This is a genomic window from Mycobacterium talmoniae (genome assembly GCF_001854525.1).
In the GTDB taxonomy this organism is placed as follows: Bacteria; Actinomycetota; Actinomycetes; order Mycobacteriales; family Mycobacteriaceae; genus Mycobacterium; species Mycobacterium talmoniae.
This window is the reverse complement of record NZ_MLQM01000006.1, coordinates 36,830-62,836: the sequence shown is the minus strand read 5'-3', so window position 1 is coordinate 62,836 and position 26,007 is coordinate 36,830. Positions and strand designations below refer to the sequence as shown.

Here is a 26,007-nt window from a genome sequence, read left to right as displayed (position 1 = left end):
AGTTGGAGCAGCTGGCCGAGCAGCTGGCGCAGAGCTACCCGGGCGCGACCATGGACGACGTCGACCTCGAGGCGTTGGCCCGCCAGCTCGGCGACCAGGCCGCCGTCGATGCCCGCACCCTGGCCGAGTTGGAGCGCGCCCTGCTCAACCAGGGGTTCTTGGACCGCAGCTCCGACGGGCAGTGGCGGCTGTCCCCCAAGGCGATGCGTCAGCTCGGCCAAACCGCGTTACGTGATGTGGCCCAACAGCTTTCCGGGCGGCGCGGGGAGCGCGACCACCGCCGCGCCGGGGCGGCGGGCGAGCTGACCGGCGCCACCCGGCCCTGGCAGTTCGGCGACACCGAGCCGTGGAACGTCACCCGCACCCTGACCAACGCGGTGCTGCGGCAGGCGGGCAGCTCGCCGGACGGCCCGAGCACCAGCATCCGGATCACCGTCGACGACGTCGAGGTCTCCGAAACCGAGACCCGCACCCAGTCGGCGGTGGCGCTGCTGGTGGACACCTCGTTCTCGATGGTGATGGAGAACCGGTGGCTGCCGATGAAGCGCACCGCGTTGGCGCTCAACCATCTGGTCAGCACCCGGTTCCGCTCGGATGCGTTGCAGATCATCGCGTTTGGCCGCTACGCGCGCACCGTGAGCGCCGCCGAGCTGATGGGGCTGGAAGGCGTCTACGAGCAGGGCACCAACCTGCATCACGCGCTGGCGTTGGCCGGCCGGCATCTGCGCCGCCATCCCAACGCCCAGCCGGTGGTGCTGGTGGTCACCGACGGGGAGCCGACCGCGCACCTGGAGGATGTCGACGGCGACGGATCGGCGGTGTTCTTTGACTACCCGCCGCACCCGCGGACCATCGCGCACACCGTGCGCGGCTTCGACGACATGGCCCGGCTGGGCGCGCAGGTGACCATTTTCCGGCTGGGCAGCGACCCGGGGTTGGCCCGGTTCATCGACCAGGTTGCGCGGCGGGTGGAGGGCCGGGTCGTGGTGCCCGACCTCGACGGGCTGGGCGCCGCCGTGGTCGGCGACTACCTGCGGTCCCGTCGCCGCCGGTAGGGCGGCCACCTTTTTCGCCGAACGTGCACTGAGACCGAGATTCGGGCGGAATTGTCGGTCTGAATGCACGCTCGGCGCGCGCGAATGCACGCTCGGCGAGGCGCGCGCTACTTGGCCTTATCGCGGCGGTTCTTGCGTTTGATGCCGACCCCGCCCCACAGCGAGAAGCCGCGCACCTTGACCGTCGGCGCGCCCGGGGTGCCCTCGCCCTTGACGTCGTGGTCGAAGCCGCCCATCACCCCGTGGCCGTGGATGTCGACATTGACTTCGGGCGGCAACAGGATGGTTTGCCCGCCCATGATCGAATACGCGTTGATCTCGACGTCGGGGGAGGTGAAGTCGGCGTACCGCAGGTCCACCACCCCGCCGCCGAACAGCGCGAACGTGGTCAGCCGCTTGGGCACATTCCAGCGGCCGCGCCGCTCGAACGCGCTCATGATGGCCAGCAGCACCGACGACGGCGCGGGCTTGTAGGCGCCGCCGCGCAGCGGGCACACCGAGGAGCCCGGCAGGTCGGCGCGCAGCTCGTCGAGCTCGTCGTAGGTTTGCGCGGCGTAGGCCTTGGTGAGCCGGTCCTCGTACTCGCTCATCGGCAGCCGACCCTGCTCAGCGGCGTCGCTGAGCAGCTGCGCGACCTGGATGCGGTCGGTGTCCGCCGCCCGCGACTCATCCCGCTGCGCTGAATTGCCCATCGGCTATGAGCCTACGACGAACAGAATTTCCTGCAAGGCGGGTTCGCCAAACTGCGTCGTCACCGTTACCGGTCCGGGCTTGAAGGCCACCTGGGCAAGCATCTCGTCGGGCACCACGCGGCCCTCAGTCCGGGAGGCCCAGCGCCGTGGCCAGGGTCGCCGACCACTGCTTGGCGATCGCGCGGCGGCGCACCGAGTCGTCGGTCAACACGTCGGCCAGGCCCAGGCCACGGGCCAGGTCGAGGGTGATCTGCACCAGGTGGCGGGCCTGCGGGTCGCGGTCGTCGACGCCCAGGGCGCGGACGGTGGCGCGGTGCGTGACCCGGCCGAACTTGGCTTCCAGCGGCACGATCCGCTCCCGCAGCACCGGGTCGGCGGCCGCGTTCGTCCACACCTGCAGCGCCGCCTTGAAGAACGGGCTGGCGAAGGATTCCAGCAGGCCGGTGATCACCGCTTCGGTGCTGGGCGGCCCGTCGACCTGGCCGATGGCGGTGAAAATCCGGGAATCGAACATGACCTCCAGCGCCGCCAGGACCAGATCCTCCCGGGTCGGGAAGTGGTGTTGGGCCGCGCCGCGGGACACCCCGGCGCGTTCGGCGACGACGGCCACGGTCGTCGCCGTCCAACCCAGTTCGGCCAGGCATTCGATCGTCGCCTCGAGCAGGCGCTGGCGCGTGGCGCGGCTGCGATCCTGTTTGGGTTCTCGGATCGTGGTCACGCTACGCACCTCCGGGCGCTGGGCGCTACTGCGCCCAGCGGGGTTGTCTCTTCTGCAGGAAGGCCATCATGCCTTCGCGCACCTCGTCGGTCCCGAAGAAGCTCGCCGACCGCGCGGCGAGCTCCTCGGCGGAGCGGTCGAACTCGGCGAGCACCGCCGCGGTGGTGAGACGCTTACTCTCCGCCAGACCCTGCGGCGACCCCTTGCGCAGGTCGGCGCAGATCGCGGCGAGCGCGGCCGCGGGATCGTCGGAGGCCACCGTGATCAGGCCGATCGCGGCGGCCTCGTCGGCGCCGAACTTCTCGCCGGTCAGATAGTAGCGGCTCGCGGCGCGCGGACTCAGCCTCGGCAGCAGCGTCAGCGAGATCATGAACGGCGCCAGCCCCAGCCGCGCCTCGGTCAGCGCGAACGAGCTGCCGCGCCCGGCCACCACGATGTCGCAGGCCGCCACGATGCCCATGCCGCCGGCCCGCACGTTCCCGTCGATGCGGGCGACGACCGGCTTCGGGGTGGCGACGACGGTGCGCAGCACGTCGATCATCTGCCGGGTCCGGTCGTCGGCGGCTGTGGCGGGGTCGGTGTTGCTGGCTTCGGACAGGTCCGCCCCAGCGCAGAACGTGTTGCCGGTATGGGTCAGCACGATGCCGCGCACGGCCTCATCGGCGGCGGCCCGCTCGAGCCCGGTCAGCAGCTCGGTGACCAACCGCGTCGACAGCGCGTTGCGGTTGTGCGGCGAATCCAGGGTCAGCGTCGCGAAGCCGTCCGCGACGCCGTACCGGACAACGGGTCCCTGATCGTCGGTCATGTCAGTAGGACTTGGGCAAGCCCAGGCTGTGCTGGGCGACGAAGTTGAGCACCATTTCCCGGCTGACCGGCGCGATGCGGGCGATGCGCGCGGCCGCCAGCATCGAGGCCAGACCGTATTCCTTGGTCAGCCCCGACCCGCCGTGCGTCTGGATGGCCTGGTCGAGCGCCTTGATGCTGGCTTCGGCGGCGGCGTACTTGGCCATGTTGGCGGCCTCGGCGGCGCCGAACTCGTCGCCGCTGTCGTACAGCGTCGCGGCCTTCTGCATCATCACCTTGGCCAGCTCCAGCTCGATCTTGACCTGCGCGAGCGGGTGCGAAATCCCTTGGTGGGCAGCGATGGAGGTCTTCCAGACGGTGCGCTCCTTGGCGTACTCCACCGCCCGGTCGATCGCGTAACGACCCATGCCGACGGCCATCGCCGCGCCGAGGATGCGCTCGGGGTTCAGCCCGGCGAACAGCTGCGCGATGGCGGCGTCTTCGCGACCGACCAGCGCGTCGGCCGGCAGCCGCACGTCGTCGAAGAACAGCGAGAACTGGTGATCCGGCTCGATGATGTCCATCTCTTGCTGGGTTTTCACCAGGCCTGGCGCGTCGGTGGGCATGATGAACAGCGCCGGACGCAGGTTGCCGGTCTTGGCGTCCTCGGTGCGGGCCACCACCAGGATGGCTTCGGCCTGATCGACGCCGGAGATGAAATGCTTCTGGCCGCGGATGATCCAGTCGTCACCGTCGCGGCGCGCGGTCGTGGTGATCTGGTGCGAGTTCGACCCGGCGTCGGGTTCGGTGATCGCGAACGCCATCTTGGTGGAGCCGTCGGCCAGCCGCGGCAGCCACTTCTGCTTCTGGGCATCGGTGCCGAACTTGGTGATGATGGTGCCGCAGATCGCCGGGGACACCACCACCAGCAGCAGCGCCGCGCCGTTGGCGGCCATCTCCTCTTGCACCAGTGCCAGTTCGTAGATGCCGGCCCCGCCGCCGCCGTACTCCTCGGGCAGGTTCACCCCGAGGAAGCCGAGCTGGCCCGCCTCGTCCCACAGTTCGGTCAGCGCCTCACCCACCCGGGCCTTCGGCAGCACGTAGTCGCGGTAGTTGTACTTCTCGGTGAGCGCGGCGACCGCGGTGCGCAGTTCCTTCTGCTCGGCGGTTTCGATGAAACTCATTGGTTCTCCTCGTTATCTACGACGGCCAACACGGCTCCGACCTCGACCTGCTGGCCGACGGCGACGTTCAGTTCGGTGAGCACCCCCGCCGCGGGGGCGACGATCTTGTGCTCCATCTTCATGGCCTCCAGCCACAGGATCGGCTGGCCGGCGTCGACGGTGTCGCCGGCCTGCGCGCCGAGGCGGATGACGGTGCCGGGCATCGGGGCCAGCAGCGAGCCCGCCGCGACGTGCTCGGCGGGGTCGACGAAGCGCGGCAGCTGGCGCACGCTGACCGCTCCCAGCGGCGAGTCCACGCACACCAGATCGCCGTAGCGGGCGATCTCGAAGCGGCGGCGCACCCCGTCGACGTCGGCGACCACCAGCTCGGGGCTGGCCTGCACGACCGTGAGCCCGGGCAGGCCGTCGATCTCGACGCCGTCGCGGGTGACCCGGTAGGCGACCTGATGTGTTCCGGTGGTGCGGCTTTCGTAGGACTTGGTCTGCGGCTGCGACGGCAGGTTGCGCCACCCGCTGGGCAGCCCGCCGCCGACGCGGGCGCCGCGCCGGTTCGCCGCGGCGTCGGCCAGGGCGGCGGCAGCGATCGAGGTCGCCTCGTTGTCGGTGGTGACCAGCGGCGCGGCCAGCGCGTCCAACCCGTGGGTGTCGAAGAACGCGGTGTCGGTGTCGCCGGCCAAAAACGCCGGGTGCCGCAGCACCCGGACCAGCAGGTCCCGGTTGGTGACCAGACCGTGAATCTTGGCCCGCTGCAACGCGGTTGCCAGCAGGTGCGCGGCGTCGGTGCGGGTTTCCGCGTACGAGATCACCTTCGCCAGCATCGGGTCGTAGTGCACGCCGATGACCGACCCGTCGACAACGCCGCTGTCCAACCGCACGCCGCCGCGGTCCAAAACGCTGAATTCGGTTGCGGTGTCGGGGAACGCGATGCGGTGCACGGTGCCGCTCTGCGGCTGCCAGTTGTGCGCCGGGTCTTCGGCGTAGAGCCGGACCTCGATCGAGTGCCCGCGCAGCCCAGGCTGCTCGCCCGGCAGCGGCTGGCCGGCGGCGACCTGCAGCTGCAGCCGGACCAGGTCCAGGCCGGTGGTGCACTCGGTGACCGGGTGCTCCACCTGCAGGCGGGTGTTCATCTCGAGGAAGAAGAAGTCACCCTTTTCGTCGGCGAGGAACTCGACGGTGCCGGCGCCCTGGTAGCCGATCGCGTCGGACGCCAGGCGGGCCGCCTCGAACAGCCGTTCCCGCATCCCGTCGATGCGTTCGACCAGCGGGGACGGCGCCTCCTCGACGACCTTCTGGTGGCGGCGCTGGATCGAGCACTCGCGTTCGCCCACCGACCACACCGTGCCGTGCGTATCGGCCATCACCTGGACCTCGATGTGGCGGCCGGTCTCCAGGTAGCGCTCGCAGAACACGGTCGGGTCGCCGAACGCGGATTCGGCTTCCCGGCGGGCGGCGACGATCTGATCCTGCAGGTGATCGAGCGAGCGGACCACGCGCATCCCGCGGCCACCGCCCCCGGCCGATGCCTTGATCAGCACCGGCAGGTGCGCTTCGGTGACGTCGGCCGGGTCGAGTTCGGCCAGCACCGGCACCCCGGCGGCGTCCATCATCTTCTTGGACTCGACCTTGCTGCCCATCTGCTCGATCGCCTTGACCGGCGGACCGATCCAGGTCAGGCCCGCGTCGAGCACCGCCTTGGCGAACGCGGCGTTCTCCGAGAGGAATCCGTAGCCGGGATGAATCGCGTCGGCGCCGGCGGCGCGGGCGGCGTCGAGGATGAGATCGCCGCGCAGATAGGTCTCGGCGGGGGTGTTGCCCGGCAGCCGGATCGCGGCGTCGGCGGCGCCGACATGGGGGGCGTCGGCGTCGGCGTCGGAGAACACCGCGACGGTGCCGATGCCCATCGCGCGGCAGGTCGCGAAGACCCGGCGGGCGATTTCGCCGCGGTTGGCGACCAAGACAGACGTTATGGCCATGTCACTCACATCCTGAAGACGCCGAAGCGCTCGGCGCCGCTGATCGATTCGGTCGCGATGGCGGACAAGCACATTCCCAGCACGGTGCGGGTGTCGCGGGGATCGATGACGCCGTCGTCGTAGAGCATCCCGGACATGAACATCGGCAGCGATTCCTGCTCGATCTGCTGCTCGACCATCGCGCGCATCCCGGCGTCGGCTTCTTCGTCCCAGGCCTGCCCGCGGGCCTCGGCGGCGGCCTTCCCGACGATCGAGATCACGCCCGCCAGTTGCGCGCCGCCCATCACCGCCGACTTGGCGCTGGGCCAGCTGAACATGAACCGCGGGTTGTAGGCGCGCCCGGACATGCCGTAGGCGCCGGCGCCGTAGGACGCGCCGATGACCAGCGAGATGTGCGGCACCGTCGAATTGGACACCGCGTTGATCATCAGCGAGCCGTGCTTGATGATGCCGCGCTGCTCGTATTCTTTGCCGACCATGTAGCCGGTGGTGTTGTGCAGGAACAGCAGCGGGGTGTCGTACCGGTTGGCCAACTGGATGAACTGGGTGGCCTTCTGGGCTTCCTCGCTGAACAGCACCCCGCGGGCGTTGGCGAGGATCCCGACCGGGAAGCCATGCAGCTCGGCCCATCCGGTCACCAGGCTGGAGCCGTAGAGCGGTTTGAACTCGTCGAAGTCGGACCCGTCGACGATCCGGGCGATCACCTCGCGCGGGTCGAACGGGATCTTGAGGTCCGACGGCACGATGCCGAGCAGCTCCGCGGCGTCATACAGCGGTTCGAGGACCTGCGCGCGCGGCGCCGGTCCGCGCTTGCGCCAGTTGAGGCGTTTGACGATGGACCGGCCGATCCGGATCGCGTCCTGCTCGTCGACGGCGAAGTAGTCGGCCAAACCCGAGGTGCGGGCGTGCATCTCGGCGCCGCCCAGCGACTCGTCGTCGGACTCCTCCCCGGTCGCCATCTTCACCAGCGGCGGTCCGCCGAGAAAGACCTTGGAGCGTTCCTTGATCATCACCACGTGATCGGACATGCCGGGGATGTACGCGCCGCCGGCGGTGGAGTTGCCGAACACCAGCGCGATCGTGGGGATCCCGGCGGCCGACGCGCGGGTGAGGTCCCGGAACATCTGCCCGCCGGGCACGAAGACGTCCTTCTGGGTCGGCAGATCGGCGCCGCCGGATTCCACCAGCGAGATCACCGGCAGCCGGTTCTCCCGGACGATGTCGTTGATGCGCAACGTTTTGCGCAGCGTCCACGGGTTCGAGGTGCCGCCTTTGACGGTGGGGTCCGGCGCCACGATCATGCATTCGACGCCCTCGACGATGCCGATGCCGGCGATCGTGGAGGCGCCGACATGGAATTGGCTGCCGTAGGCGGCCAGCGGGCACAGCTCCAGGAACGGCGAGTCTTCGTCGATCAGCAGCTCGATGCGTTCGCGGGCGGTCAGCTTGCCGCGCTTGCGGTGCCGGGCCACCTTGTCGGGCCCCCCGCCCGCGATGGCCTTCGCCAGTTCGGTTTCCAGCTCGGCGAGCTTGGTGTTCATCGCCGCCGCGGCGGCGGTGTACTCCGCGGAGCTCGGGTCGAGGCCGGTTCGCAGAATTGTCATTGGTACCCCAGGAGTTTCGCTGCCAGCATGGTCATGATTTCGTCGGTGCCGCCGCCGATGCCGATGATCCGGAAGTCGCGGTAGATGCGTTCCACCTCGGATTCCCGCATGTAGCCCATGCCGCCGAACAGCTGGACGGCCTCGTTGACCACCCACGCACCGTTCTCCACGGCGGTGTTCTTGGCGAAGCACACCTCGGTGATCAGGTTGGTCTCGCCGGCTTCGGCGCGCTCAACCAGTGAGCGGGTGTAAACCCGGGCGACGTCGACCTTGCGCGCCATCTCGGCGAGGCGCATCTGCACGTGTTGGCGGCTGATCAGCGGCCGACCGAACGTCTGCCGGTCCCGGCACCAGGCCACGGCCAGATCCAGCGCGCGCTGCGCATGCCCATAGGCGAGCACCGCCAGCCCGATGCGTTCGGACACGAACGCCGCCGCGATCTGCGCGAAACCGCTGTTCTCGGCCCCGACCAGGTTCTCCACCGGCACGTGGACATCGACAAACGACAGCTCGGCGGTATCCGAGGCCAGCCAGCCCATCTTGTCCAGCTTGCGCGACACCGTGAATCCCGGGGTGTCCTTGTCGATCACCAACAGCGAGATGCCGGCGGCGCCGGGCCCGCCGGTGCGCACCGCGGTGGTGACGAAATCGGCGCGCACCCCGGAGGTGATGAACGTCTTGGCGCCGTTGACGATGTAGTGGTCGCCGTCGCGGCGGGCGGTGGTGGCGAGGTTGTTGACGTCGGAGCCGCCGCCCGGTTCGGTGATGGCCAGCGCACCGATCAGGTCGCCGGCCAGGGTGGGTTTGACGTAGCGGTCGATCAGCGTCTGGTCGCCGGACGCGGCGATGTGCGGGCAGGCGATCGCACAGGTGAACAGCGACGCCCACAGCCCGCCGGACACCCCGGCGTAGAGGGCTTCCTCCACCAGGGTGACCTCGTCGATCCGGGTACCGCCCGACCCGCCGACGGACTCCGGGAACGCGAGCCCGAGCAGACCCAGCGCCCCGGCCTTCTTGTGCAGCTCGCGCGGCAGTTCGCCGTCGCGCTCCCACTGATCGAGGTCGGGCAAGACCTCGCGCTCCACGAATCCGCGGACGGTGGCGCGCAGCGCCGTCCGCTCCTCGTCGGTCCACACCGTGCTCACGACAGCAACTCCTCCGGGATGTCGAGGTAGCGAGACCGCAGCCACTCCGCGAGTCCCTTTGCCTGCGGATCGAATCGGGCGTTGTACGCGACGCCCTTGCCGAGCAGACCTTCCAGCACGAAGTTCACCGCGCGCAGGTTCGGCAGCACCGTGCGGGTGACGGTCAGCGCTGCGGCCTCCGGCAGCAGTCGCTTGACCTGCTCGACCGTCAACGCATGCACCAGCCAGCGCCACTGCGCGTCGGTGCGCACCCAGACCCCGATGTTGGCGTTGCCGCCCTTGTCCCCGCTGCGGGCCGCGGCGATCGTCCCCAGCGGTGCCCGCCGGGAACCGCCGGCAGGCAGCGGCTCGGGCAGTTGCGGTGCGGCGACGTCGGCCAGCGGCTGGGTCTCGGTCGGCGGCGCGATGTCCACCCGGGCGCCGTCGGGCAGCACCGCGAGGTGCGGCACCGCGTCCTGGTCGACGTAACCCGGGCTGTAGACGCCGTAGACCGAGCCGTTGCCGGGCATCGCGGTGAACGAGCAGCCCGGGTAGCTGGCCAGCGCCAGCTCGACGGCGACGTTGGAAAACGCGCGCCCCACCTTGTTCGGGTCGGGGTCGCGCACCACGCAGCGCAGCAGCGCGGACGCCTGCTCCTCGGTGTCGGCGTCGGGACGATCCAGCCGGGCCAGCGTCCAGTCGATCTCGGCCGGCCGCACCGGCAGCCACGATTCGAGCTGGTTGCGGGCGAGTTCGGCCTTGGCCTCGATGTCCAGGCCGGTGAGGATGAACTCCATCTCGTTGCGGAAGCCGCCGAGGGTGTTCAGCGACACCTTCAGCTGCGGCGGCGGTGGCTCCCCGGTGACGCCGCTGATCAGGACCCGGTCGGTGCCGTCCTGGTGCAGCTGGATGCTGTCGAGCCGGGTCGTCACGTCCGGTCCGGCGTAGCGCGCGCCCTGGATCTCGTACATGAGCTGCGCTTCGACGGTGTCGACGGTGACCGCGCCGCCGGTATTGGGGTGCTTGGTGATGACGCTCGAGCCGTCGCGGCGGATCTCGGCGATCGGGAAGCCGGGCCGGCGCAGGTCGGCGATCTCGCCGAAGAAGGAGTAGTTGCCGCCGGTCGCCTGGGTGCTGCACTCGATCACGTGCCCGGCGACGACGGCGCCGGCGAGCTGGTCGTAGTCGGTGCGGCCCCAGCCGAAATGCGCCGCCGCGGGGCCCACGATGACCGAGGCGTCGGTGACCCGTCCGGTGACGACCACGTCGGCGCCGGCGTTCAGGCACTCGACGATGCCCCAGGCACCCAGGTAGGCGTTGGCCGCCAGCGGCGTGCCGAGGTTCAATTCGGCCGCGCGGGCGGTGATGTTGTCGCCCTCGACGTGGGCGATGTTGACAACGAGGCCCAGTGTGTCGGCGAGCTCGCGGAGCTTGGCGGCCAGCCCGGCCGGGTTGAGGCCGCCGGCGTTGACGACGATCTGGACGTTGCGGTCCAGCGCCAGACCCAGACAGTCCTCCATCTGGCGCACGAACGTCTTGGCGTAGCCGAGGCTGGCGTCCTTCATCATGTCCCGGCCGAGGATCAGCATGGTCAGCTCGGCGAGGTAGTCGCCGGTCAGGACGTCGAGGTCGCCGCCCTCCAGCATTTCCCGGACCGCGCTGAGACGGTCGCCGTAGAAGCCCGAACAGTTGCCGATGCGGATCAGATCCGGATCGGCGGCAAGGTCGCTCATCGAGGACGAGTCTCGCAGCGAGCCCGAAAAAAAGCAAGCACGCATGCTTGTATTTGCGGGATCGTCAGCGCCTGCTGCGCGACCGGCGGGCCGCCGGCGTCGGAATGCCATTTTGGAGCCGACGCTGGTCACCGGCTATCCTGGCAAGAACTGTCGGCGCTGGACTGTGCACGGCAACATCGGTATCAAGGAGAAGCTCGATCATGGCTGTGCCCAAGCGCAGGATGTCGCGTGCGAACACCCGTTCCCGTCGCGCGCAGTGGAAAGCCGAAGCCCCCGGGCTGGTCAACGTCACGGCGGGCGGCCAGCAGCACAAGGTGCCGCGTCGGCTGCTCAAGGCCGCGCGCCTGGGCCTGATCGACCTCGACCGCCGCTAGTTGGGTCGCGGCGACGCCGAGCGTGCATCCAGGGCGGGAATTCGCCCGATTTTCCGCTACAGGCGCACGTTCGGTGGCTGAGCCGGTGAAAGTGCAGGCCTAAGGCGCCAGGGCGCGCCTCTTAGGCCGCTCTCAGGCGATGGGATAAAACTAGAGGCCGTGCGGATACTTGTCGTCGATGACGATCGCGCGGTGCGTGAATCGCTACGCAGATCCCTTTCCTTCAATGGCTATTCGGTGGCTTTGGCCACCGATGGCGTGGAGGCGTTAGAGGCGATCGCTGCGGATCGGCCCGACGCGGTGATTCTGGATGTGATGATGCCGCGGCTGGACGGCCTGGAAGTCTGCCGTCAGCTGCGCAGCACCGGCGATGATCTCCCCATCCTGGTGTTGACCGCCCGCGACTCGGTGTCCGAGCGGGTCGCGGGTCTCGATGCCGGTGCCGATGACTACTTGCCTAAACCCTTCGCGCTCGAAGAGTTGCTGGCCCGGATGCGAGCCCTGTTGCGGCGCACCGTCCCTGACGTGTCCGGCGACTCCGCGCCGATGACGTTCACCGACTTGACGCTGGACCCGGTGACCCGCGAAGTCACCCGGGGTGAGCGCCAAATCAGCCTGACCCGTACCGAATTCGCGCTGCTGGAGATGCTGATCGCCAATCCGCGCCGGGTGTTGACCCGCAGCCGCATTCTGGAGGAGGTGTGGGGATTCGACTTCCCCACCTCCGGGAATGCGCTGGAGGTCTACATCGGGTATCTGCGTCGGAAAACGGAGGCCGAGGGGGAGTCGCGGCTGATCCACACCGTGCGCGGTGTGGGTTATGTGTTGCGCGAGTCGTCGCCTTGATGCCGTCGCTGGGACACCGCGGTCCGCGGCGAGGCACCACGTCGGTGTCGCTGCGTGGGCGGGTGATGCTGCTGGCGATGTCCATGGTGGCGATGGTCGTCTTTGTGATGGCGTTCGCCGTCTACAAGGTGATCTCGGTCGCGCTGTATAAGGACATCGACAACCAGCTGTGGAGCCGCGCGCAGCTGCTGATCGCCAGCGGTTCCCTGGCGGCCAATCCCGGCAAGGCGATCGAGGGCACCGCCTACTCGGATGTGAACGCGATGCTGGTGGTGCCCGGCCGGGCGACCTATATGGCCAATCAGCAAGGACAGCGGCTGCCGGTGGAAGGGCCGGAGGAGGCCGTCATCCGCGGTGAGCGGTTCATGTCTTGGCACACCGTGGGTAAGCAGCGGGTGTTCGCCGTGCACCTGCCCAACGACAATTCGTTGCTGATCTCCAAGAGCCTGGTTCCCACCGACGCGGTGATGATGCGGCTGCGGTGGGTGCTGCTGGTCGTGGGCGGGGTGGGGCTGGCGGTCGCCGCGATCGCCGGGGAGATGGTGACCCGCGCCGGGTTGCGGCCGGTGGGTCGTCTCACCGAGGCGACCGAACGGGTGGCGCGTACCGACGACCTGCGACCCATCCCGGTCTACGGCAGCGACGAATTGGCCCGGCTCACCGAGGCGTTCAACCTGATGCTGCGGGCGCTGGCCGAGTCACGGGAGCGTCAGGCGCGATTGGTCGCCGACGCCGGCCATGAACTGCGCACCCCGCTGACCTCGCTGCGCACCAACGTGGAGTTGTTGATGGCCTCGATGGAGCCCGGTGCGCCACGACTGCCGGAGCAGGAAATGGCCGATCTGCGCGCCGATGTGATCGCCCAGATCGAGGAACTCTCCACCCTGGTCGGTGATTTGGTGGACCTCACCCGGGATGAGGCCCGCGAAGTGGTGCACGAGCCGGTGGACATGTCCGAGGTCATCGACCGCAGCCTGGAGCGAGTCCGGCGGCGCCGCAACGATATTGAGTTCGACGTTGAGGTCACCCCGTGGCAGGTCTACGGCGATGCCGCCGGGCTGTCGCGTGCGGTGCTGAATCTGCTGGACAATGCGGCCAAGTGGAGTCCGTCGGGCGGGCGGGTCGGTCTGCGGCTGACCCAGCTCGATCCGTCCCACGCCGAGCTGGTGGTCTCCGATCAAGGGCCGGGCATCCCGCCGGAGGAGCGCCGGCTGGTGTTCGAGCGGTTCTTCCGGTCGGACTCGGCCCGGGCAATGCCCGGTTCGGGGCTGGGACTGGCAATCGTCAAACAGGTGGTCCTCAAGCATGGCGGCGCCCTGCGCGTCGAAGACACCACCCCGGGCGCTCAGCCGCCGGGAACCTCGATCTACCTGCTGCTGCCCGGGCGTCCGGTCGCGGATGTGGCGTTGCCCACGCCGGTGGCAGACGAGCAGGTCGCGGCCACCGCGCCCCCTGGCGGGCAAAAATCTGCGAACCCACCGAGTAGCATCACAGGCGATTCTCAGTCCGGGCAGGCAACGTAGTCGTGCAGCACACGTTGCATCTCATTTCAACTCCGAGGAGGAGTGACGTAGCGACATGACGAATCACCCACGGTATTCGCCACCGCCGCAGCCGGAGCACCACACCGGGTCGGCCCCGGTGATGTCGTCACCCGAGCACACCGGGCAGATTCCGCACCAGACGCTGTCACACCCGTACGACTGGCGTTATGCGCAGCAACAGCAACAGCAACAGCAGCATCGCCCCCCGTACGACGGCTATCGGGGCGCGCCGCCCGGATTTGACCGGCCCCCCGCCGGTTTCCGGCCAATGCCGCAAAAGCGTTCCCGGACAGGGTTATTGATGACCGGTGCGGTGGCCATCGCGGTGGTGTCGGCCGGTATCGGCGGAACCGTTGCGACGGTGATGCGTCCGGACCGGCCGGCGGTCGGCAGCGGACCTACCGTGACCGCGCCGGTGAACGCGCCGACACAACCGGCCGGCGCGAGCCTGCCCGAGGGCACCGTGGAGAAGGTCGCCGCCAAGGTGGTGCCCAGCGTGGTGATGCTGGAAACCGACCTGGGCCGCCAGTCCGAGGAGGGCTCGGGTATCATCTGGTCGACCGACGGGTTGATCCTCACCAACAACCACGTCGTCGCGGCCGCCGCCAAAACCGATCACCCCGGCCCAGGGCCGAAAACCACCGTGACCTTCGCCGATGGACGTACCGCATCGTTCACCGTGGTCGGGGCCGACCCGGCCAGCGACATCGCCGTCGTCCACGTCGACGGGGTGTCCAACCTGACCCCGATCTCGCTGGGCTCCTCGGCGAATCTGCGGGTCGGCCAGGACGTGGTGGCGGTCGGCTCCCCGCTGGGGCTGGAGGGCACCGTCACCACCGGGATCGTCAGCGCGCTCAACCGGCCGGTCTCGACCAGCGGTGAGGCGGGAAACCAGAACACCGTGCTGGACGCCATCCAGACCGACGCCGCGATCAACCCGGGTAACTCCGGTGGCGCGTTGGTCAACATGAACGGCGATCTGGTCGGGATCAACTCGGCGATCGCCACCCTGGGCGGCGATTCGGCCGAGGCGCAAAGCGGCTCGATCGGGCTGGGCTTTGCCATCCCGGTGGACCAGGCCAAGCGCATCGCCGACGAGTTGATCAACAGCCCCAGCCACACCGCGACCCACGCCTCGCTGGGGGTGCGGGTCACCAGCGATCGCAACGCCCACGGCGCGAAGATCGTCGAGGTGGTCGCCGGGCAGGCCGCGGCCAAAGCGGGGTTGCCCGACGGGGTCACCGTCACCAAGCTCGACGACCGCCCGATCGGCGGCGCCGACGCGTTGGTCGCCGCCGTGCGGTCCAAGGCACCCGGTGAAACGGTGACGCTGACCTACCTGGATCCGGGTGGGGACAGCAAGACCGTGCAGGTCGTGCTGGGGACGGCGGAGCAGTGATGGGAGTCGGCGGGCCGCGGTCAGTGCCTCCAGATACGGTGGCATCCATGGAAAAGGCAGGGGACATGGTCGGCAGGGCCCTCGTCGTCGTGGTCGACGACCGCACCGCGCACGGCGACGAGGACCACAGTGGGCCGCTGGTGACCGAGCTGCTTGCCGAGGCCGGGTTTTTGGTGGACGGCGTGGTGGCCGTGGCCGCCGATGAGGTCGAGATTCGCAACGCGCTGAACACCGCGGTGATCGGCGGGGTGGACCTGGTGGTGTCGGTGGGCGGCACCGGGGTGACGCCCCGCGATGTCACCCCCGAAGCCACCCGCGAGATTCTGGACCGTGAAATCCTCGGCATTTCCGAAGCGCTGCGGGCCTCGGGACTGTCGGCCGGGATCGTCGACGCCGGATTGTCCCGCGGGCTGGCCGGAATATCGGGGAGCACCCTGGTGGTCAATCTCGCCGGTTCCCGTTATGCCGTCCGCGACGGAATGGCGACCCTGAATCCGCTGGCCACCCAGATCATTGGCCAATTATCGAGTTTGGAGATCTGAACCCGGTGTTCGACACCGAATTTCCGGCCGCGTCGGCCGACGAGCGCGACCCGGACGCCGCGCGCGACATCGAGGAGCGCGAGCGGTGGCTGCGGGATAACGTGCCACCGCATCACGGCTGATCAGGGCCCTGCACCGGGCATCGTCGAGGTCACGGCCCGGTTAACGTTCGATTCCCACTTCATCGGCAATCTCGCCGAAAACGCGCGATTGTGCGCAGCTGCGCATACCGTTTTCCTGGGCGAAGTCGCGTCGCCCCAGTAAGTGGTGCCAATGGAACGGCTTATGAAAGGGGCATTCATGCTCAAGGGGTTCAAGAATTTCTTGATGCGCGATGACGTGATCACCACTGCGGTCGGCCTGGTTGTCGCACTGGCTTTCTCGAACCTGGTGAAGGCCTTTACCGACAGCGTCATCACCCCGCTGGTGGCGGCCGTGCAACCCGGCAGCGGAAAGCTCGGGCTGGGCGTGCAACTCAAGGCCGGTAATGAGGCGACGTTCCTCGACTTCGGGGCGTTGATCTCGGCATTCATCTACTTCGTTGTCTTCATGGCGGTGGTCTATTTCCTGATCGTGCTGCCGTACAAGCATCTCCAGGCGCGCCGCGGGGTCACCGTGTTCGGCGACGAGGAGCCGGCCCCGTCCACCAAGACCTGCGAGGAGTGCCTGTCCGACGATCTGCCGCTGGCGGCCCGCAAATGCAAGCACTGCGGCAGCCTGCAGGTCACCTCGTCCTGACATAGCCCGTTTAGTGCAGGGTGAACGTCACCGTCTGGGCCAGCGCGGCCCCGGCGACGGCGTTGGCGGCGCCCACCGGCAGCGCGACCAGCACCACCCGGTCATCGGATTGAGCCTGCTGCTTGGCCGACACCAGGACCACCACCGCATTGCCGGCCACCAGCTTCGGGGCAGCCCCGGCCGGTGACGGCGCGCCCGCGGCCTCGGGGGCGGCGGCCAGGATGTCGACGACGTCGCCGGGACGAAGCAGATCGATCAGCCCGGCGTCGGCCGGATGGACCGGCACGATCCGGGCGTCGGGCCCGGCCGTCGACTCGGCCAGCCGCGCGCCCAGCAACCGGACATCGGTGAGCACCTCCCCACGCCGCGTCGCGCCCGCCACCGTCGCACCGGCCACCGCACCCGGGCTGGTTTGCGCCCCGTCCGGAATCGTTGCGCTCGGCCGCCGCTCGAGGCGGACATCGTCGGTGGTCAACGCCGTGCCCGGCTCCAGGTCGTGCGCCGCCACCAGCACCGGGGTGCGGTCAGCGTCGGGATCGGAGCGCAACGCCGCAATCCCGGCCAACACCACCAGTCCGCCGGCGGCGACGCGGCGGGCCAGCACCGTGCGGGCCCAATCGGGGTGCAGCCACAGCGCGAGCCGGCTGGCCAGGGTGGGGTTGAGCGATTCGCCCATGCGGCCACGGTAGGCAGCAACCTGCGCGGCCGCCTGCGTCGTGCGGCGCGGGCTGTGGATAAGGAAGTGCCGTCCGGCCGCGCCGGTTTAGCTGGAGGCGGCCGCGGTGGACGGGGCGGGGGTGGAGCTGGCGGTCGACTTCTCGGTGGAACCGGACTTGTCGCCGGAGCTGGAGCTGGAGTCCGAGCTGCTCTTGGCGGAGCCGTTGATGGTGCTCTTGGTCGACTCGCGGCTGTCGGTGCGGTAGAAACCGCTGCCCTTGAACACCACGCCGACCGACCCGAACAGCTTGCGGAGTCGACCAGAGCAGTTCTCGCAGGTGGTCAACGCATCGTCGGTGAACGCCTGCACCACGTCGAAGCGGTTGCCGCACGCGGTACACGCATAGCTATAAGTCGGCACAGAAACCTCCGTGATGTGCGCAGAGTTGTTAGCACTCTACAGTGCTAAGTGCTAGAACCGCTATGTGGCGCGTGTCATTCCCGCGCCGAGCGAGGTCACGCCCGTGCCGGGGGTCAGCGCATGGGTCATCCGCACATCGTGCGGCTCGCACGGCAGCTCGTCGAGCACCTCCTCATCGCGGACCACCGCGATGAGCGGCGCCTCCGGCGCGGCCAACGCCAGGGAGCGGTCGTAGAAGCCGCCGCCACGGCCCAGCCGCACGCCGTGGCGGTCGACGGCCAGCGCCGGGACCAGCACCGCCCCGGCCTGTCCCAGCGCCGACGCCGGCAGCCACGGCTCGGGCGGTTCGAGCAGGCCGAACCGCGCGGCCACCAGCCGTCCCGGCCGGTACTCGCCCCAGCGCAGCGGCAGCGGAACATCGTCGCTGGTGGTGCGGGCGACCGGCAGCAACACCCGCAGGTTGCGCCGCGACAACACGTCCAGCATGGCGATCGCCCCGGGTTCGGCGCCCACCGGCACGTAGGCGCAGACGGTGCCGGTGCCGGTCGTCAGCGCACTGAGGTGTTCGGTGAGCGCCTGCGCCTCGGCGGCCCGCACGTCGTCGGCAATTGCACGGCGGGCCTGCAGCAGCCGGCTGCGCAGAGCGGCCTTGCCTGCGGTGCCCATGGCCTCCACGATGCCAGGACCGGCGTTCCCGCGCGCCGACCCGATGCAGTTATCGTGTGAACGATGTCTGGATCACAGCTTCCGGTTCCGCGCACGGCGATCGTGCCCGCGGCCGGTCTGGGCACCCGATTTTTGCCGGCGACCAAGACGGTGCCCAAGGAGCTGCTGCCGGTGGTCGACACCCCCGGCATCGAATTGGTGGCCGCCGAGGCCGCCGACGCCGGTGCCGAGCGGTTGGTGATCGTCACCTCCGAGGGCAAAGACAGCGTCGTCGCCCACTTCGTCGAAGACCTGGTGCTGGAGGGCACGCTGGAGGCGCGCGGCAAGAAGGCCATGCTGGCCAAGGTGCGCCGGGCGCCGCAGCTGATCAAGGTCGAGTCGGTGGTGCAGGCCGAGCCGCTGGGGTTGGGCCACGCCATCGGTTGCGTGGAGCCCACCCTGGCCGACGACGAAGATTCCGTCGCGGTGCTGCTGCCCGACGACTTGGTGCTGCCGACCGGGGTGCTGGAAACGATGTCGAAGGTGCGCGCGCACCGCGGCGGCACCGTGTTGTGCGCCATCGAGGTCACGCCCGAGGAGGTCAGCGCCTACGGCGTCTTCGATGTCGAACCCGTGCCCGACAGCGACAACCCGGACGTGCTCAAGGTCGTCGGCATGGTGGAGAAACCCAAGGCCGAGGATGCGCCGTCCATGTACGCCGCCGCCGGGCGTTATGTGCTCGACCGGGCCGTCTTCGATGCGTTGCGCCGCATCGACCGCGGCGCCGGCGGCGAAGTGCAAATCACCGATGCGATCGCGCTGCTGATCTCCGAAGGCCACCCGGTCCACGTCGTCGTGCACCGCGGGTCTCGACACGATCTGGGAAATCCCGGCGGCTACCTCAAGGCTGCGGTTGACTTTGCCTTGGATCGTGACGACTACGGCCCGGAATTGCGGCGGTGGTTGGTGGCGCGATTGGGCCTGACCGAAGATTAGTCACCGGGCAATCGGATCGGGCCAACGCCGGGCACTCCGAGTTCGGCGGTAACCGCTCGACGGCAGAAAGGCGCGCGTTGCGTTCGGTGGAGGAGCAGCAGGCTCGGGTGACGGCGGCTGCGGTGGCGCCGAGACCGATCCGGGTTGCGATCGCCGAAGCGCAGGGCCTGATGTGCGCGGAAGAAGTCGTCACCGAGCAGCCGATGCCGGGCTTTGATCAGGCCGCGATCGACGGCTACGCGGTGCGCAGCGTCGACGTGCTCGACGTCCACGATGATGAGGCCGGGGCGGCCTCCGGCGAGGTCATCCTGCCGGTGATGGGAACCATCGAGGCCGGGGCGCGCACCCCCAGCCGGCTGCAGCCGCGTCAGGCCGCGCGGGTGCAGACCGGGGCCCCGATGCCGACGCTGGCCGATGCGGTGTTGCCGCTGCGCTGGACCGACGGCGGGAAGTCCCGGGTGCGGGTGCTGCGCGGGGTGCGCTCGGGGGCGTATGTCCGCCGGACCGGCGACGATGTGCAGCCCGGCGACGTCGCGGTGCGGTCCGGGACGGTGATCGGCGCCGCGCAGGTGGGCCTGCTGGCCGCGGTGGGCCGCGAGCGGGTACTGGTGCATCCGCGGCCGCGGCTGTCGGTGATGTCGGTGGGGGGCGAGTTGGTCGACATCGCCCGCACCCCCGGCAACGGCCAGGTGTATGACGTCAACTCCTATGCGTTGGCGGCCGCCGGCCGCGACGCCGGGGCCGAGGTGAACCGGGTCGGCATCGTCAGCAGCGACCCCGCCGAACTGCGCGAAGTGGTCGAGGGTCAGCTGAACCGGGCCGAGATCGTGGTGATCGCTGGCGCGGTCGGGGGTGCGGCCGCCGAGGCGGTGCGCGCGGTGCTGTCCGAACTCGGCGAGATGGAGGTGGCCCGGATCGCCATGCATCCGGGCTCGGTGCAAGGTTTCGGTCAGCTGGGGCCAGACGGTGTTCCGACCTTCCTGCTGCCGGCCAACCCGGTCAGCGCGCTGGTGGTGTTCGAGGTGATGGTCCGGCCGCTGATCCGGTTGTCGCTGGGCAAGCGGCAGCCGATGCGCCGGGTGGTGCCGGCCCGTACGCTGTCACCGATCAGCTCGGTGGTCGGACGCAAGGGCTACCTGCGGGGCCAGCTGATGCGGGATCAGGACACCGAGGAATACCTGGTGCAGGCGCTGGGCGGGGCCCCGGGTGCGTCCTCGCACCTGCTGGCCACCCTGGCCGAAGCCAACTGTCTGGTGGTGGTGCCCGAGGAGGCCGAGCAGATTCCGACCGGTGAACTCATCGACGTCGCCTTTTTGGCTCAGCGCGGCTGAGCGGCGTACACGCTCGTGAACTTGTGGCGCTCCAGCTCCCAGCATCCGGGTTGGCCGAAGGTGCTGGGGCCGCTGCGCGTCGCGGCCGGGGTGATCCGGCTGCGGCCGGTGCGGATGCGCGACGGCGCGCACTGGAGCCGGATCCGGCTGGCCGACCGGGCCTATCTGGAGCGGTGGGAGCCCACCGCGGAGGTGAATTGGAATCTGCGGCATGCGCTTTCGGCGTGGCCCGCGGTGTGTTCCAGCCTGCGCTCGGAGGCCCGGAAGGGCCGCATGCTGCCGTTCAGCATCGAGCTGGACGGCCAGTTCTGCGGCCAGTTGACGATCGGCAACGTCACCCATGGGGCGTTGCGGTCGGCGTGGATCGGCTACTGGGTGTCCAGTGCGGCCACCGGCGGCGGGGTGGCCACCGGGGCGTTGGCGTTGGGCCTGGACCACTGCTTCGGGTCGGTGAAACTGCATCGGGTGGAAGCCACCGTGCGTCCGGAGAACGCGGCCAGCCGGGCGGTGCTGGCCAAGGTCGGTTTCCGGGAAGAGGGCTTGCTGCGGCGTTACCTCGACGTCGACGGGGGCTGGCGCGACCACCTCTTGGTGGGCCTGACCGTCGAGGAGGTCGAAGGCTCGGTGACCTCGCGGCTGGTGCGCAACGGCCAGGCCAGCTGGGTGTGACTTGTTTGGGGGCCCTGCGGTGGCGGCCGCGAGCCTGCGGTGGTGGTCGCGAGTCTGCGGTGGTGGCGTCGAGTCTGCGGTGAGGGTGTCGAGTCTGCGCTGACGGCGCCGAGTCTGCGGTGAGGGTCTCGACTCTGCGGTGGTGGCGCCGAGTCTGCGGTGATGCCGTGTTTTCGCGCCGATACTGGGCCTGAGCGCAGGCTCGATGCCCTGGACGCAGTCTCGATGCCCTGAGCGCAGAGTCGGCGCCCTGGACGCAGTCTCGATGCCGTGAGCGCAGTCTCGATGCCGTGAGTACAGGCTCGGCGCCCTGGACGCAGGCTCGATGCCACCAGCGCAGTCTCGAGGCCGAAAAAGCCTCTCGCAAGAATTTTCGGTGTTACTACTGTGGCAGTTGTGGCTATTGAGGCCTTAGCGGAGTAAATTACAGACATGTAATTGTACTCGGCGCGTCAGCCGCGGACGCGCTGGTCGCATACCTAGCCTTGGCTAGGAAAGGAGCAGGCCACCATGCCCAGCATCCCCCAATCGTTGCTCTGGATATCACTGGTAGTGCTTTGGCTCTTCGTGCTGGTGCCCATGCTGATCAGCAAGCGCGAGGCCGTGCGCCGTACCAGCGATGTGGCCTTGGCGACGCGGGTGCTCAACAGCGGCAGCGCCGCGCGGCTGCTCAAACGCGGCGGCCCCGCGGCCGGTCATCGCAGTGATCCCGATTGGCGACCCGAGCAAGACCACGCCGACGACGAGTTCGACGACGCCGACACGGACACCGAGACCCCGTCGCAGGCGGTCGCCGTGCAGGCGGCCGAGGTTGAGGAAGCCGAGCCGGATTACCTGGACGTCGAGGTTGTCGAAGAGGATTCCGGGGCGCTGCCGGTGGGAGCTAGCGCGGAGGCGACGGACGCGGACGACCCCGAGGGGGCCGAGGACCCGCTTACCGACGAAGCCGAGTACGAGACCGAAGACCTCGACGACGACGAAGACGCCGGCGACGACGACCCCGATGAGGCCGACGCCGACGAATACGAGTACGTCGAGGACACCTCGGGGCTGGAAGCGGAGGCCGACCCGCCCACCACGGCGACGCGCACGCCGTTGTCGGGGGCGTCGCGCCGCCGCCGTTACGACTCGAAAACCGCTGCGGCGGTCAGCGCGCGCAAGTACAAGTTCCGCAAGCGGATGCTGATGGCGATGGCGCTGGTGCTGGTGGCATCGGCCGCGGCGGCCTTCACCGTGGCGCCCGGTGCGTGGTGGCTGTGCGGCAGCGCCGCGGGCGTGACCGTGCTCTACCTGGCCTACCTGCGTCGGCAGACCCGCATCGAAGAGCGGCTGCGGCGTCGGCGCATGCAGCGGATGGCGCGGTCGCGGCTGGGCGTGGAAAACACTCACGACCGCGAATTCGACGTGGTCCCGGCCCGGTTGCGCCGGCCCGGAGCCGCGGTGCTCGAGATCGACGACGAGGACCCGGCCTTCGAGCATCTGGCCTACGCCTCGTATGCGCGCGACTACGACTGGCGCACCGATCTCCCGCGCGCGGCCGGCCAGTAGCCCGTCGCAAACCGTGTTCGGTTTCTGGTCGCCGGGCGGTGACTGGTAACCTGCTAGCGGCCAGGGGCTATGGCGCAGTTGGTAGCGCGACTCGTTCGCATCGAGTAGGTCAGGGGTTCGATTCCCCTTAGCTCCACCAGGTAAAACCCCAGTTATGCTGGGGTTTTCTTGTTTGCGGTGGCGCAACAAAATGTAGGCTGGGCGCTCATGTACGAAGACCTGTTCGTGGTGGACGTGGAGGCGACCGCCCCAACACCGATGACCGGGGTGATGCCCTGTTTCGGTGCGGTGCACGTCGTCAGCGGACGGACCTTCTACGGGCACCTGTACCGGTGGCGTCACGACCCCGCGGGGCTGCCCGTGCTGGAACTCGGCGACGACGGGGCCTCGATCGCCGAACCGTACTGGGCGGTCGACGGCCAAGACGCCCTGCACGGTGAGCAGCCGGGCGACGTCGCCGCCGCGCTGCAGGCCTGGGTCGGTGGCTTCGAGGTCGCCCGACCCACGCTCGTCAGCGACAACAATGGCTTCGACGCGATGTGGCTGAACTGTTTCACCGACGGCGCGGGGCTGGGCCTGCTGTTCGGGCATTCCAGCAGGCGGATCGGCGACTACTTCGCCGGCACCCGCGGTCGGTGGGCCGACCAGTCGTCGTGGAAGTCGTTGCGCCGCACCGCACATACCCATCACCCGGTCGACGACGCCATCGGCAACGCCGAGGCGCTGCGGGTCATCCTCGGGATCGGGTCGTAACTCATCGAGAGTCGTCGGCGCCAAGCATCGGCTGCCACCACCCGTCGTTCATGAGGTGAAGGCCGGAGCCAGGAAACGCTGTAGAACCTGTTGTTCGACGCGGCCGCTCCCGATTGGCCAGTAGGCCAGGGATAGCACGACGCGCACGATCCATTGCGCCGCCTGGGGGTCGTCGTCGGTGATCCCGGTGAGCTCGGCCGCAAGATGCCCGAGCACTGGCGAGGAATGCAGCTCACCCAAATCCGGAGAACTGCCCGGGCTGAGCATCAGTCGCCGGAGCGGGTCCGACCTGATCTGCTGCAGTGCCACGGTGACAGCGGTGATGACCCGTTCCGCACCGCTGAGCCCGTCCACGGCACGCCGAACCGTCTCAATGATTCCGGCGGAAAGGCGGACGAGCACCGCGTCACGGATTTGGGCCTTGCCGCCCGCGTAGCGATAGATGGTGGCTCTGGAACAGTGAACCCGCGCCGCCAGGGTATCGATGTCGAAAGCATCGAGCCCCTCGCGCACGATGAGGTCGGTCGCGGCGGCGTAAATGCGATCAGCCGCCGCCGCTCGGCGGTCGCCGCCAACGACCCAGTCGTCGCGAACCATCGGCGTCACCCCTCTGAATCGGTTGGTCCATATGTTCTCAATTTTGAGACAGCATAGGCGGTATGTTCCAGCGTTTGCGCAGCTGAGTCACCGCCGGTGAGACGACCGCACCCCCAGCCGAGTTCGCCGCATCGCAACTTTGTCGACGTCGATTGACGCGGCGCGCCGGCGCCCCGCAGCGTGGAGCCATGACATCGGACGATGGTGGCCTCGGGCTCGCGCTGTTCAACGACCGGTTTGTGCAGGATCCGCATCCGCTCTATGAGCGGATGCACCAGACCGGGCCTGTCCATCGCATCGGGGATTCCGGCTTCTACGCCGTGAGCAGTTGGGTCGCCGTCAACGAGGCGGTCACGCGCTGCGCCGACTTCTCGTCGAACCTGACCGCGACGATGATGTATGAACCCGGAGGCACCATCACCCCCTTCCCGGTCGGCGAACTCGGCGGCCCCACCCAAGCCTTGGCAACCGCTGATGAGCCAGCACATTCCGTGCATCGCAAGGCGCTGTTGCCGCAGCTCGCCGCCAAGCGCATCCGCGCCTTCGAACCCTTCATCGCCGACACCGCCGCCCACATCTGGAACGCCCATGCCGAAGACGGACGCATCGAATGGATGAGCGCGATGGCGAACCGACTCCCGATGATGATTGTCGGGCGCATCATCGGCGTCCCCGACGCCGATATCGGCAAGCTCATCCACTGGGGCTATGCGGCGACCCAGGTGGTCGAAGGGCTGGTCACCCGGGATCAGCTGGACGCCGCCGGCACCGCCGTAATGGAACTCAGCGCCTACATCACCGAACAGTTTCACGGCGCGGCAAGCGATCCGCAAGACAACCTGCTGGGCGACCTCGCGACCGCCTGTGCCACCGGCGAACTGGACAACCTAGCGGCGCTGGCCATGATGATCACGCTGTTCAGCGCGGGCGGGGAGTCCACCGCCTCCCTGATCGGTTCGGCCGCATGGGTACTCGCGACGCGGCCGGATATTCAGCCGCGGGTGCGTGATCACCCGGACCTGCTCGGGGCGTTTCTCGAAGAGGTGCTGCGCTACGAGCCACCCTTCCGGGGTCATTACCGGCATGTCGTCAACGACACCGAACTGTGCGGTGTCGAGTTAGCGGCCGGTTCCCGACTGCTCCTGTTGTGGGGAGCGGCGAATCGGGACCCGTCGCACTTCGACAACCCTGGACAGTTTCGACTCGACAGGCCAGCGGGAAAGGGGCATATCAGTTTCGGCAGGGGAATCCACTTCTGCGTCGGGGCGGCACTGGCTCGATTGGAGGCGAAGGTCGTGCTGGGTCACCTCCTCGAACGGACCTCCAACATCGCGGCCGCCGACGTCGGGAAGTGGCTCCCCAGCCTCCTGGTCCGCCGCCTCGAACGCCTACAAATCGCCTATGAGTGAGACATTTTGAGCGACCTTTGCGTTCGTGCGAAGCACGATTCACTGCGGTGTCGCGGCCTGCGCGCGCACTGACGGTCCGATCCAAGCGTCCAGGAAGCCACGCAATTGCCTGCCCGCGCGGGGTGGGCGTCCCGGGTCCACGATCAGCGACTGCAGCGTGCGCAGCATGATCTCGACCAGTTCATCCAACTTGCCCTCGCCGAATCCCGCTGCCGGCCAATCCACGTCGAATCGCTGCAGGATCGACCGGCCGAACGAGATGGCCAGGTCGGAGGTCACCCCCGCGGTGAAGGCGCTGGCCTTGCCCGGCTGGAACACCAGGCCGAGGTACTTGTCGTGGGCCAGTTGTTCGAAGGTGTAGGCGATGCCCTCCACCACGGCCTCGGTGGGATCGGTGATCGACCCTAGATGGGCCGCCAGCCGATCGAGGAAGCCGTCCACCGACGACAGTGCCGTGGCGCCCAACAGCGCCTCATGGGTGGGGAAGTAGCGGTAGATCGTCTGCCGGGTGACGCCCAGCGCCTGAGCGACCTCCGACACGCTGGCGGTGCCGCGCTCATCGATAGCGCCGCGCGTCGCGGCCAGGATGCGCGCGACCGCTTCGTCGTCGTCATCCGGAATGTCTCCCGACCAGCCGTGTCGCCGCATCGCGTGATCGTCGCACAATCG

General features: G+C 68.8%; 26 protein-coding genes and 1 tRNA gene. 14 read left to right on the top strand and 13 right to left on the bottom strand.

What is annotated here, in order from left to right:
* Positions 1–1,055, top strand: a 1,055-nt coding sequence (locus BKN37_RS02785) for a vWA domain-containing protein (protein WP_242657056.1), incomplete at its 5' end; no start/stop codon positions are given.
* Positions 1,056–1,162: 107 nt separating this feature from the next.
* On the opposite strand, the gene BKN37_RS02780 is transcribed toward BKN37_RS02785, so the two are convergent.
* The 8 genes from BKN37_RS02780 to BKN37_RS02745 form a co-directional block, all read right to left on the bottom strand.
* Entirely contained in the window at positions 1,163–1,747 is a 585-nt protein-coding gene (locus tag BKN37_RS02780; RefSeq protein ID WP_071021048.1) for a DUF1707 SHOCT-like domain-containing protein, read from the bottom strand.
* A gap of 124 nt (positions 1,748–1,871) precedes the next feature.
* Positions 1,872–2,465, bottom strand: coding sequence for a TetR/AcrR family transcriptional regulator (locus BKN37_RS02775; RefSeq protein WP_207547202.1), 594 nt, complete (start codon positions 2,463–2,465; stop codon positions 1,872–1,874).
* A 25-nt stretch (positions 2,466–2,490) separates the two neighbouring features.
* Complete coding sequence (locus BKN37_RS02770) at positions 2,491–3,270, bottom strand: enoyl-CoA hydratase family protein (RefSeq protein WP_071021045.1); 780 nt, start codon at positions 3,268–3,270, stop codon at positions 2,491–2,493.
* 1 nt (position 3,271) lies between these two features.
* Positions 3,272–4,432, bottom strand: coding sequence for an acyl-CoA dehydrogenase family protein (locus BKN37_RS02765; protein ID WP_071021042.1), 1,161 nt, complete (start codon positions 4,430–4,432; stop codon positions 3,272–3,274).
* Positions 4,429–6,405: an acetyl/propionyl/methylcrotonyl-CoA carboxylase subunit alpha gene (locus BKN37_RS02760; RefSeq protein WP_071021059.1), complete on the bottom strand. Its 1,977-nt coding sequence runs from the start codon at positions 6,403–6,405 to the stop codon at positions 4,429–4,431. Before BKN37_RS02760 ends, BKN37_RS02765 begins: the two co-directional genes overlap by 4 nt.
* Positions 6,406–6,410: 5 nt before the next feature.
* The gene (locus BKN37_RS02755) at positions 6,411–8,003 is read right to left on the bottom strand and encodes an acyl-CoA carboxylase subunit beta (protein ID WP_207547203.1); all 1,593 of its coding nucleotides are present in this window, start codon (positions 8,001–8,003) and stop codon (positions 6,411–6,413) included.
* Between the two features lie 2 nt (positions 8,004–8,005).
* The gene (locus BKN37_RS02750) at positions 8,006–9,154 is read right to left on the bottom strand and encodes an acyl-CoA dehydrogenase family protein (protein ID WP_071021035.1); all 1,149 of its coding nucleotides are present in this window, start codon (positions 9,152–9,154) and stop codon (positions 8,006–8,008) included.
* A complete protein-coding gene (locus BKN37_RS02745; protein WP_071021032.1) occupies positions 9,151–10,866 on the bottom strand; it encodes an acyclic terpene utilization AtuA family protein in 1,716 nt (571 codons plus the stop codon). Before BKN37_RS02745 ends, BKN37_RS02750 begins: the two co-directional genes overlap by 4 nt.
* Positions 10,867–11,069: 203 nt before the next feature.
* Between BKN37_RS02745 and rpmF the strand changes: the two genes are divergently transcribed.
* From rpmF to BKN37_RS02715, 6 genes are all read left to right on the top strand, one after another.
* A complete protein-coding gene (rpmF, locus tag BKN37_RS02740) occupies positions 11,070–11,243 on the top strand; it encodes a 50S ribosomal protein L32 (RefSeq protein WP_071021028.1) in 174 nt (57 codons plus the stop codon).
* A gap of 159 nt (positions 11,244–11,402) precedes the next feature.
* A complete protein-coding gene (locus tag BKN37_RS02735; RefSeq protein ID WP_071021025.1) occupies positions 11,403–12,089 on the top strand; it encodes a response regulator transcription factor in 687 nt (228 codons plus the stop codon).
* Positions 12,089–13,612 (top strand): HAMP domain-containing sensor histidine kinase, encoded by a 1,524-nt coding sequence (locus BKN37_RS02730; protein WP_071021022.1) that lies wholly within the window; start codon positions 12,089–12,091, stop codon positions 13,610–13,612. The genes BKN37_RS02735 and BKN37_RS02730 overlap by 1 nt, the downstream gene beginning before the upstream one ends.
* 55 nt (positions 13,613–13,667) lie before the next feature.
* Positions 13,668–15,032, top strand: a complete 1,365-nt coding sequence (locus BKN37_RS02725; protein ID WP_071021019.1) for a S1C family serine protease — start codon at positions 13,668–13,670, stop codon at positions 15,030–15,032.
* The gene (locus BKN37_RS02720; protein ID WP_083341534.1) at positions 15,032–15,574 is read left to right on the top strand and encodes a MogA/MoaB family molybdenum cofactor biosynthesis protein; all 543 of its coding nucleotides are present in this window, start codon (positions 15,032–15,034) and stop codon (positions 15,572–15,574) included. Before BKN37_RS02725 ends, BKN37_RS02720 begins: the two co-directional genes overlap by 1 nt.
* A 285-nt stretch (positions 15,575–15,859) precedes the next feature.
* Entirely contained in the window at positions 15,860–16,312 is a 453-nt protein-coding gene (locus BKN37_RS02715) for a large conductance mechanosensitive channel protein MscL (protein WP_242657055.1), read from the top strand.
* Between the two features lie 10 nt (positions 16,313–16,322).
* Here the strand turns inward: BKN37_RS02715 and BKN37_RS02710 are convergent, their stop codons facing one another.
* The 3 genes from BKN37_RS02710 to BKN37_RS02700 form a co-directional block, all read right to left on the bottom strand.
* Complete coding sequence (locus BKN37_RS02710) at positions 16,323–16,988, bottom strand: SAF domain-containing protein (protein ID WP_071021013.1); 666 nt, start codon at positions 16,986–16,988, stop codon at positions 16,323–16,325.
* Positions 16,989–17,075: 87 nt separating this feature from the next.
* Positions 17,076–17,390, bottom strand: a complete 315-nt coding sequence (locus BKN37_RS02705; protein WP_071021010.1) for an FmdB family zinc ribbon protein — start codon at positions 17,388–17,390, stop codon at positions 17,076–17,078.
* A gap of 60 nt (positions 17,391–17,450) precedes the next feature.
* Positions 17,451–18,056 (bottom strand): 5-formyltetrahydrofolate cyclo-ligase, encoded by a 606-nt coding sequence (locus tag BKN37_RS02700; protein ID WP_071021007.1) that lies wholly within the window; start codon positions 18,054–18,056, stop codon positions 17,451–17,453.
* 63 nt (positions 18,057–18,119) lie between these two features.
* On the opposite strand from BKN37_RS02700, the gene BKN37_RS02695 reads away from it, so the two are divergent.
* From BKN37_RS02695 to BKN37_RS02670, 6 genes are all read left to right on the top strand, one after another.
* Entirely contained in the window at positions 18,120–19,031 is a 912-nt protein-coding gene (locus BKN37_RS02695; RefSeq protein WP_071021002.1) for a UTP--glucose-1-phosphate uridylyltransferase, read from the top strand.
* 77 nt (positions 19,032–19,108) lie between these two features.
* The gene (gene glp, locus BKN37_RS02690; protein ID WP_071020997.1) at positions 19,109–20,362 is read left to right on the top strand and encodes a molybdotransferase-like divisome protein Glp; all 1,254 of its coding nucleotides are present in this window, start codon (positions 19,109–19,111) and stop codon (positions 20,360–20,362) included.
* A 15-nt stretch (positions 20,363–20,377) separates the two neighbouring features.
* Positions 20,378–21,031: a GNAT family N-acetyltransferase gene (locus BKN37_RS02685; protein WP_071020994.1), complete on the top strand. Its 654-nt coding sequence runs from the start codon at positions 20,378–20,380 to the stop codon at positions 21,029–21,031.
* A 510-nt stretch (positions 21,032–21,541) separates the two neighbouring features.
* The gene (gene sepX / locus BKN37_RS02680; RefSeq protein WP_071020991.1) at positions 21,542–22,579 is read left to right on the top strand and encodes a divisome protein SepX/GlpR; all 1,038 of its coding nucleotides are present in this window, start codon (positions 21,542–21,544) and stop codon (positions 22,577–22,579) included.
* Between the two features lie 63 nt (positions 22,580–22,642).
* Positions 22,643–22,718: transfer RNA gene (locus BKN37_RS02675), tRNA-Ala, on the top strand.
* A 68-nt stretch (positions 22,719–22,786) separates the two neighbouring features.
* The gene (locus tag BKN37_RS02670) at positions 22,787–23,332 is read left to right on the top strand and encodes a hypothetical protein (protein ID WP_071020987.1); all 546 of its coding nucleotides are present in this window, start codon (positions 22,787–22,789) and stop codon (positions 23,330–23,332) included.
* 48 nt (positions 23,333–23,380) lie between these two features.
* On the opposite strand, the gene BKN37_RS02665 is transcribed toward BKN37_RS02670, so the two are convergent.
* Positions 23,381–23,929, bottom strand: coding sequence for a TetR/AcrR family transcriptional regulator (locus tag BKN37_RS02665; RefSeq protein ID WP_071020983.1), 549 nt, complete (start codon positions 23,927–23,929; stop codon positions 23,381–23,383).
* A 188-nt stretch (positions 23,930–24,117) separates the two neighbouring features.
* On the opposite strand from BKN37_RS02665, the gene BKN37_RS02660 reads away from it, so the two are divergent.
* Positions 24,118–25,338, top strand: coding sequence for a cytochrome P450 (locus tag BKN37_RS02660; RefSeq protein WP_071020980.1), 1,221 nt, complete (start codon positions 24,118–24,120; stop codon positions 25,336–25,338).
* 39 nt (positions 25,339–25,377) lie between these two features.
* On the opposite strand, the gene BKN37_RS02655 is transcribed toward BKN37_RS02660, so the two are convergent.
* Positions 25,378–25,986 carry a TetR/AcrR family transcriptional regulator gene (locus BKN37_RS02655; protein ID WP_071021054.1) on the bottom strand — a complete coding sequence of 203 codons (609 nt, stop codon included), beginning with the start codon at positions 25,984–25,986 and terminating at the stop codon, positions 25,378–25,380.
* Positions 25,987–26,007 lie beyond the last annotated feature (21 nt).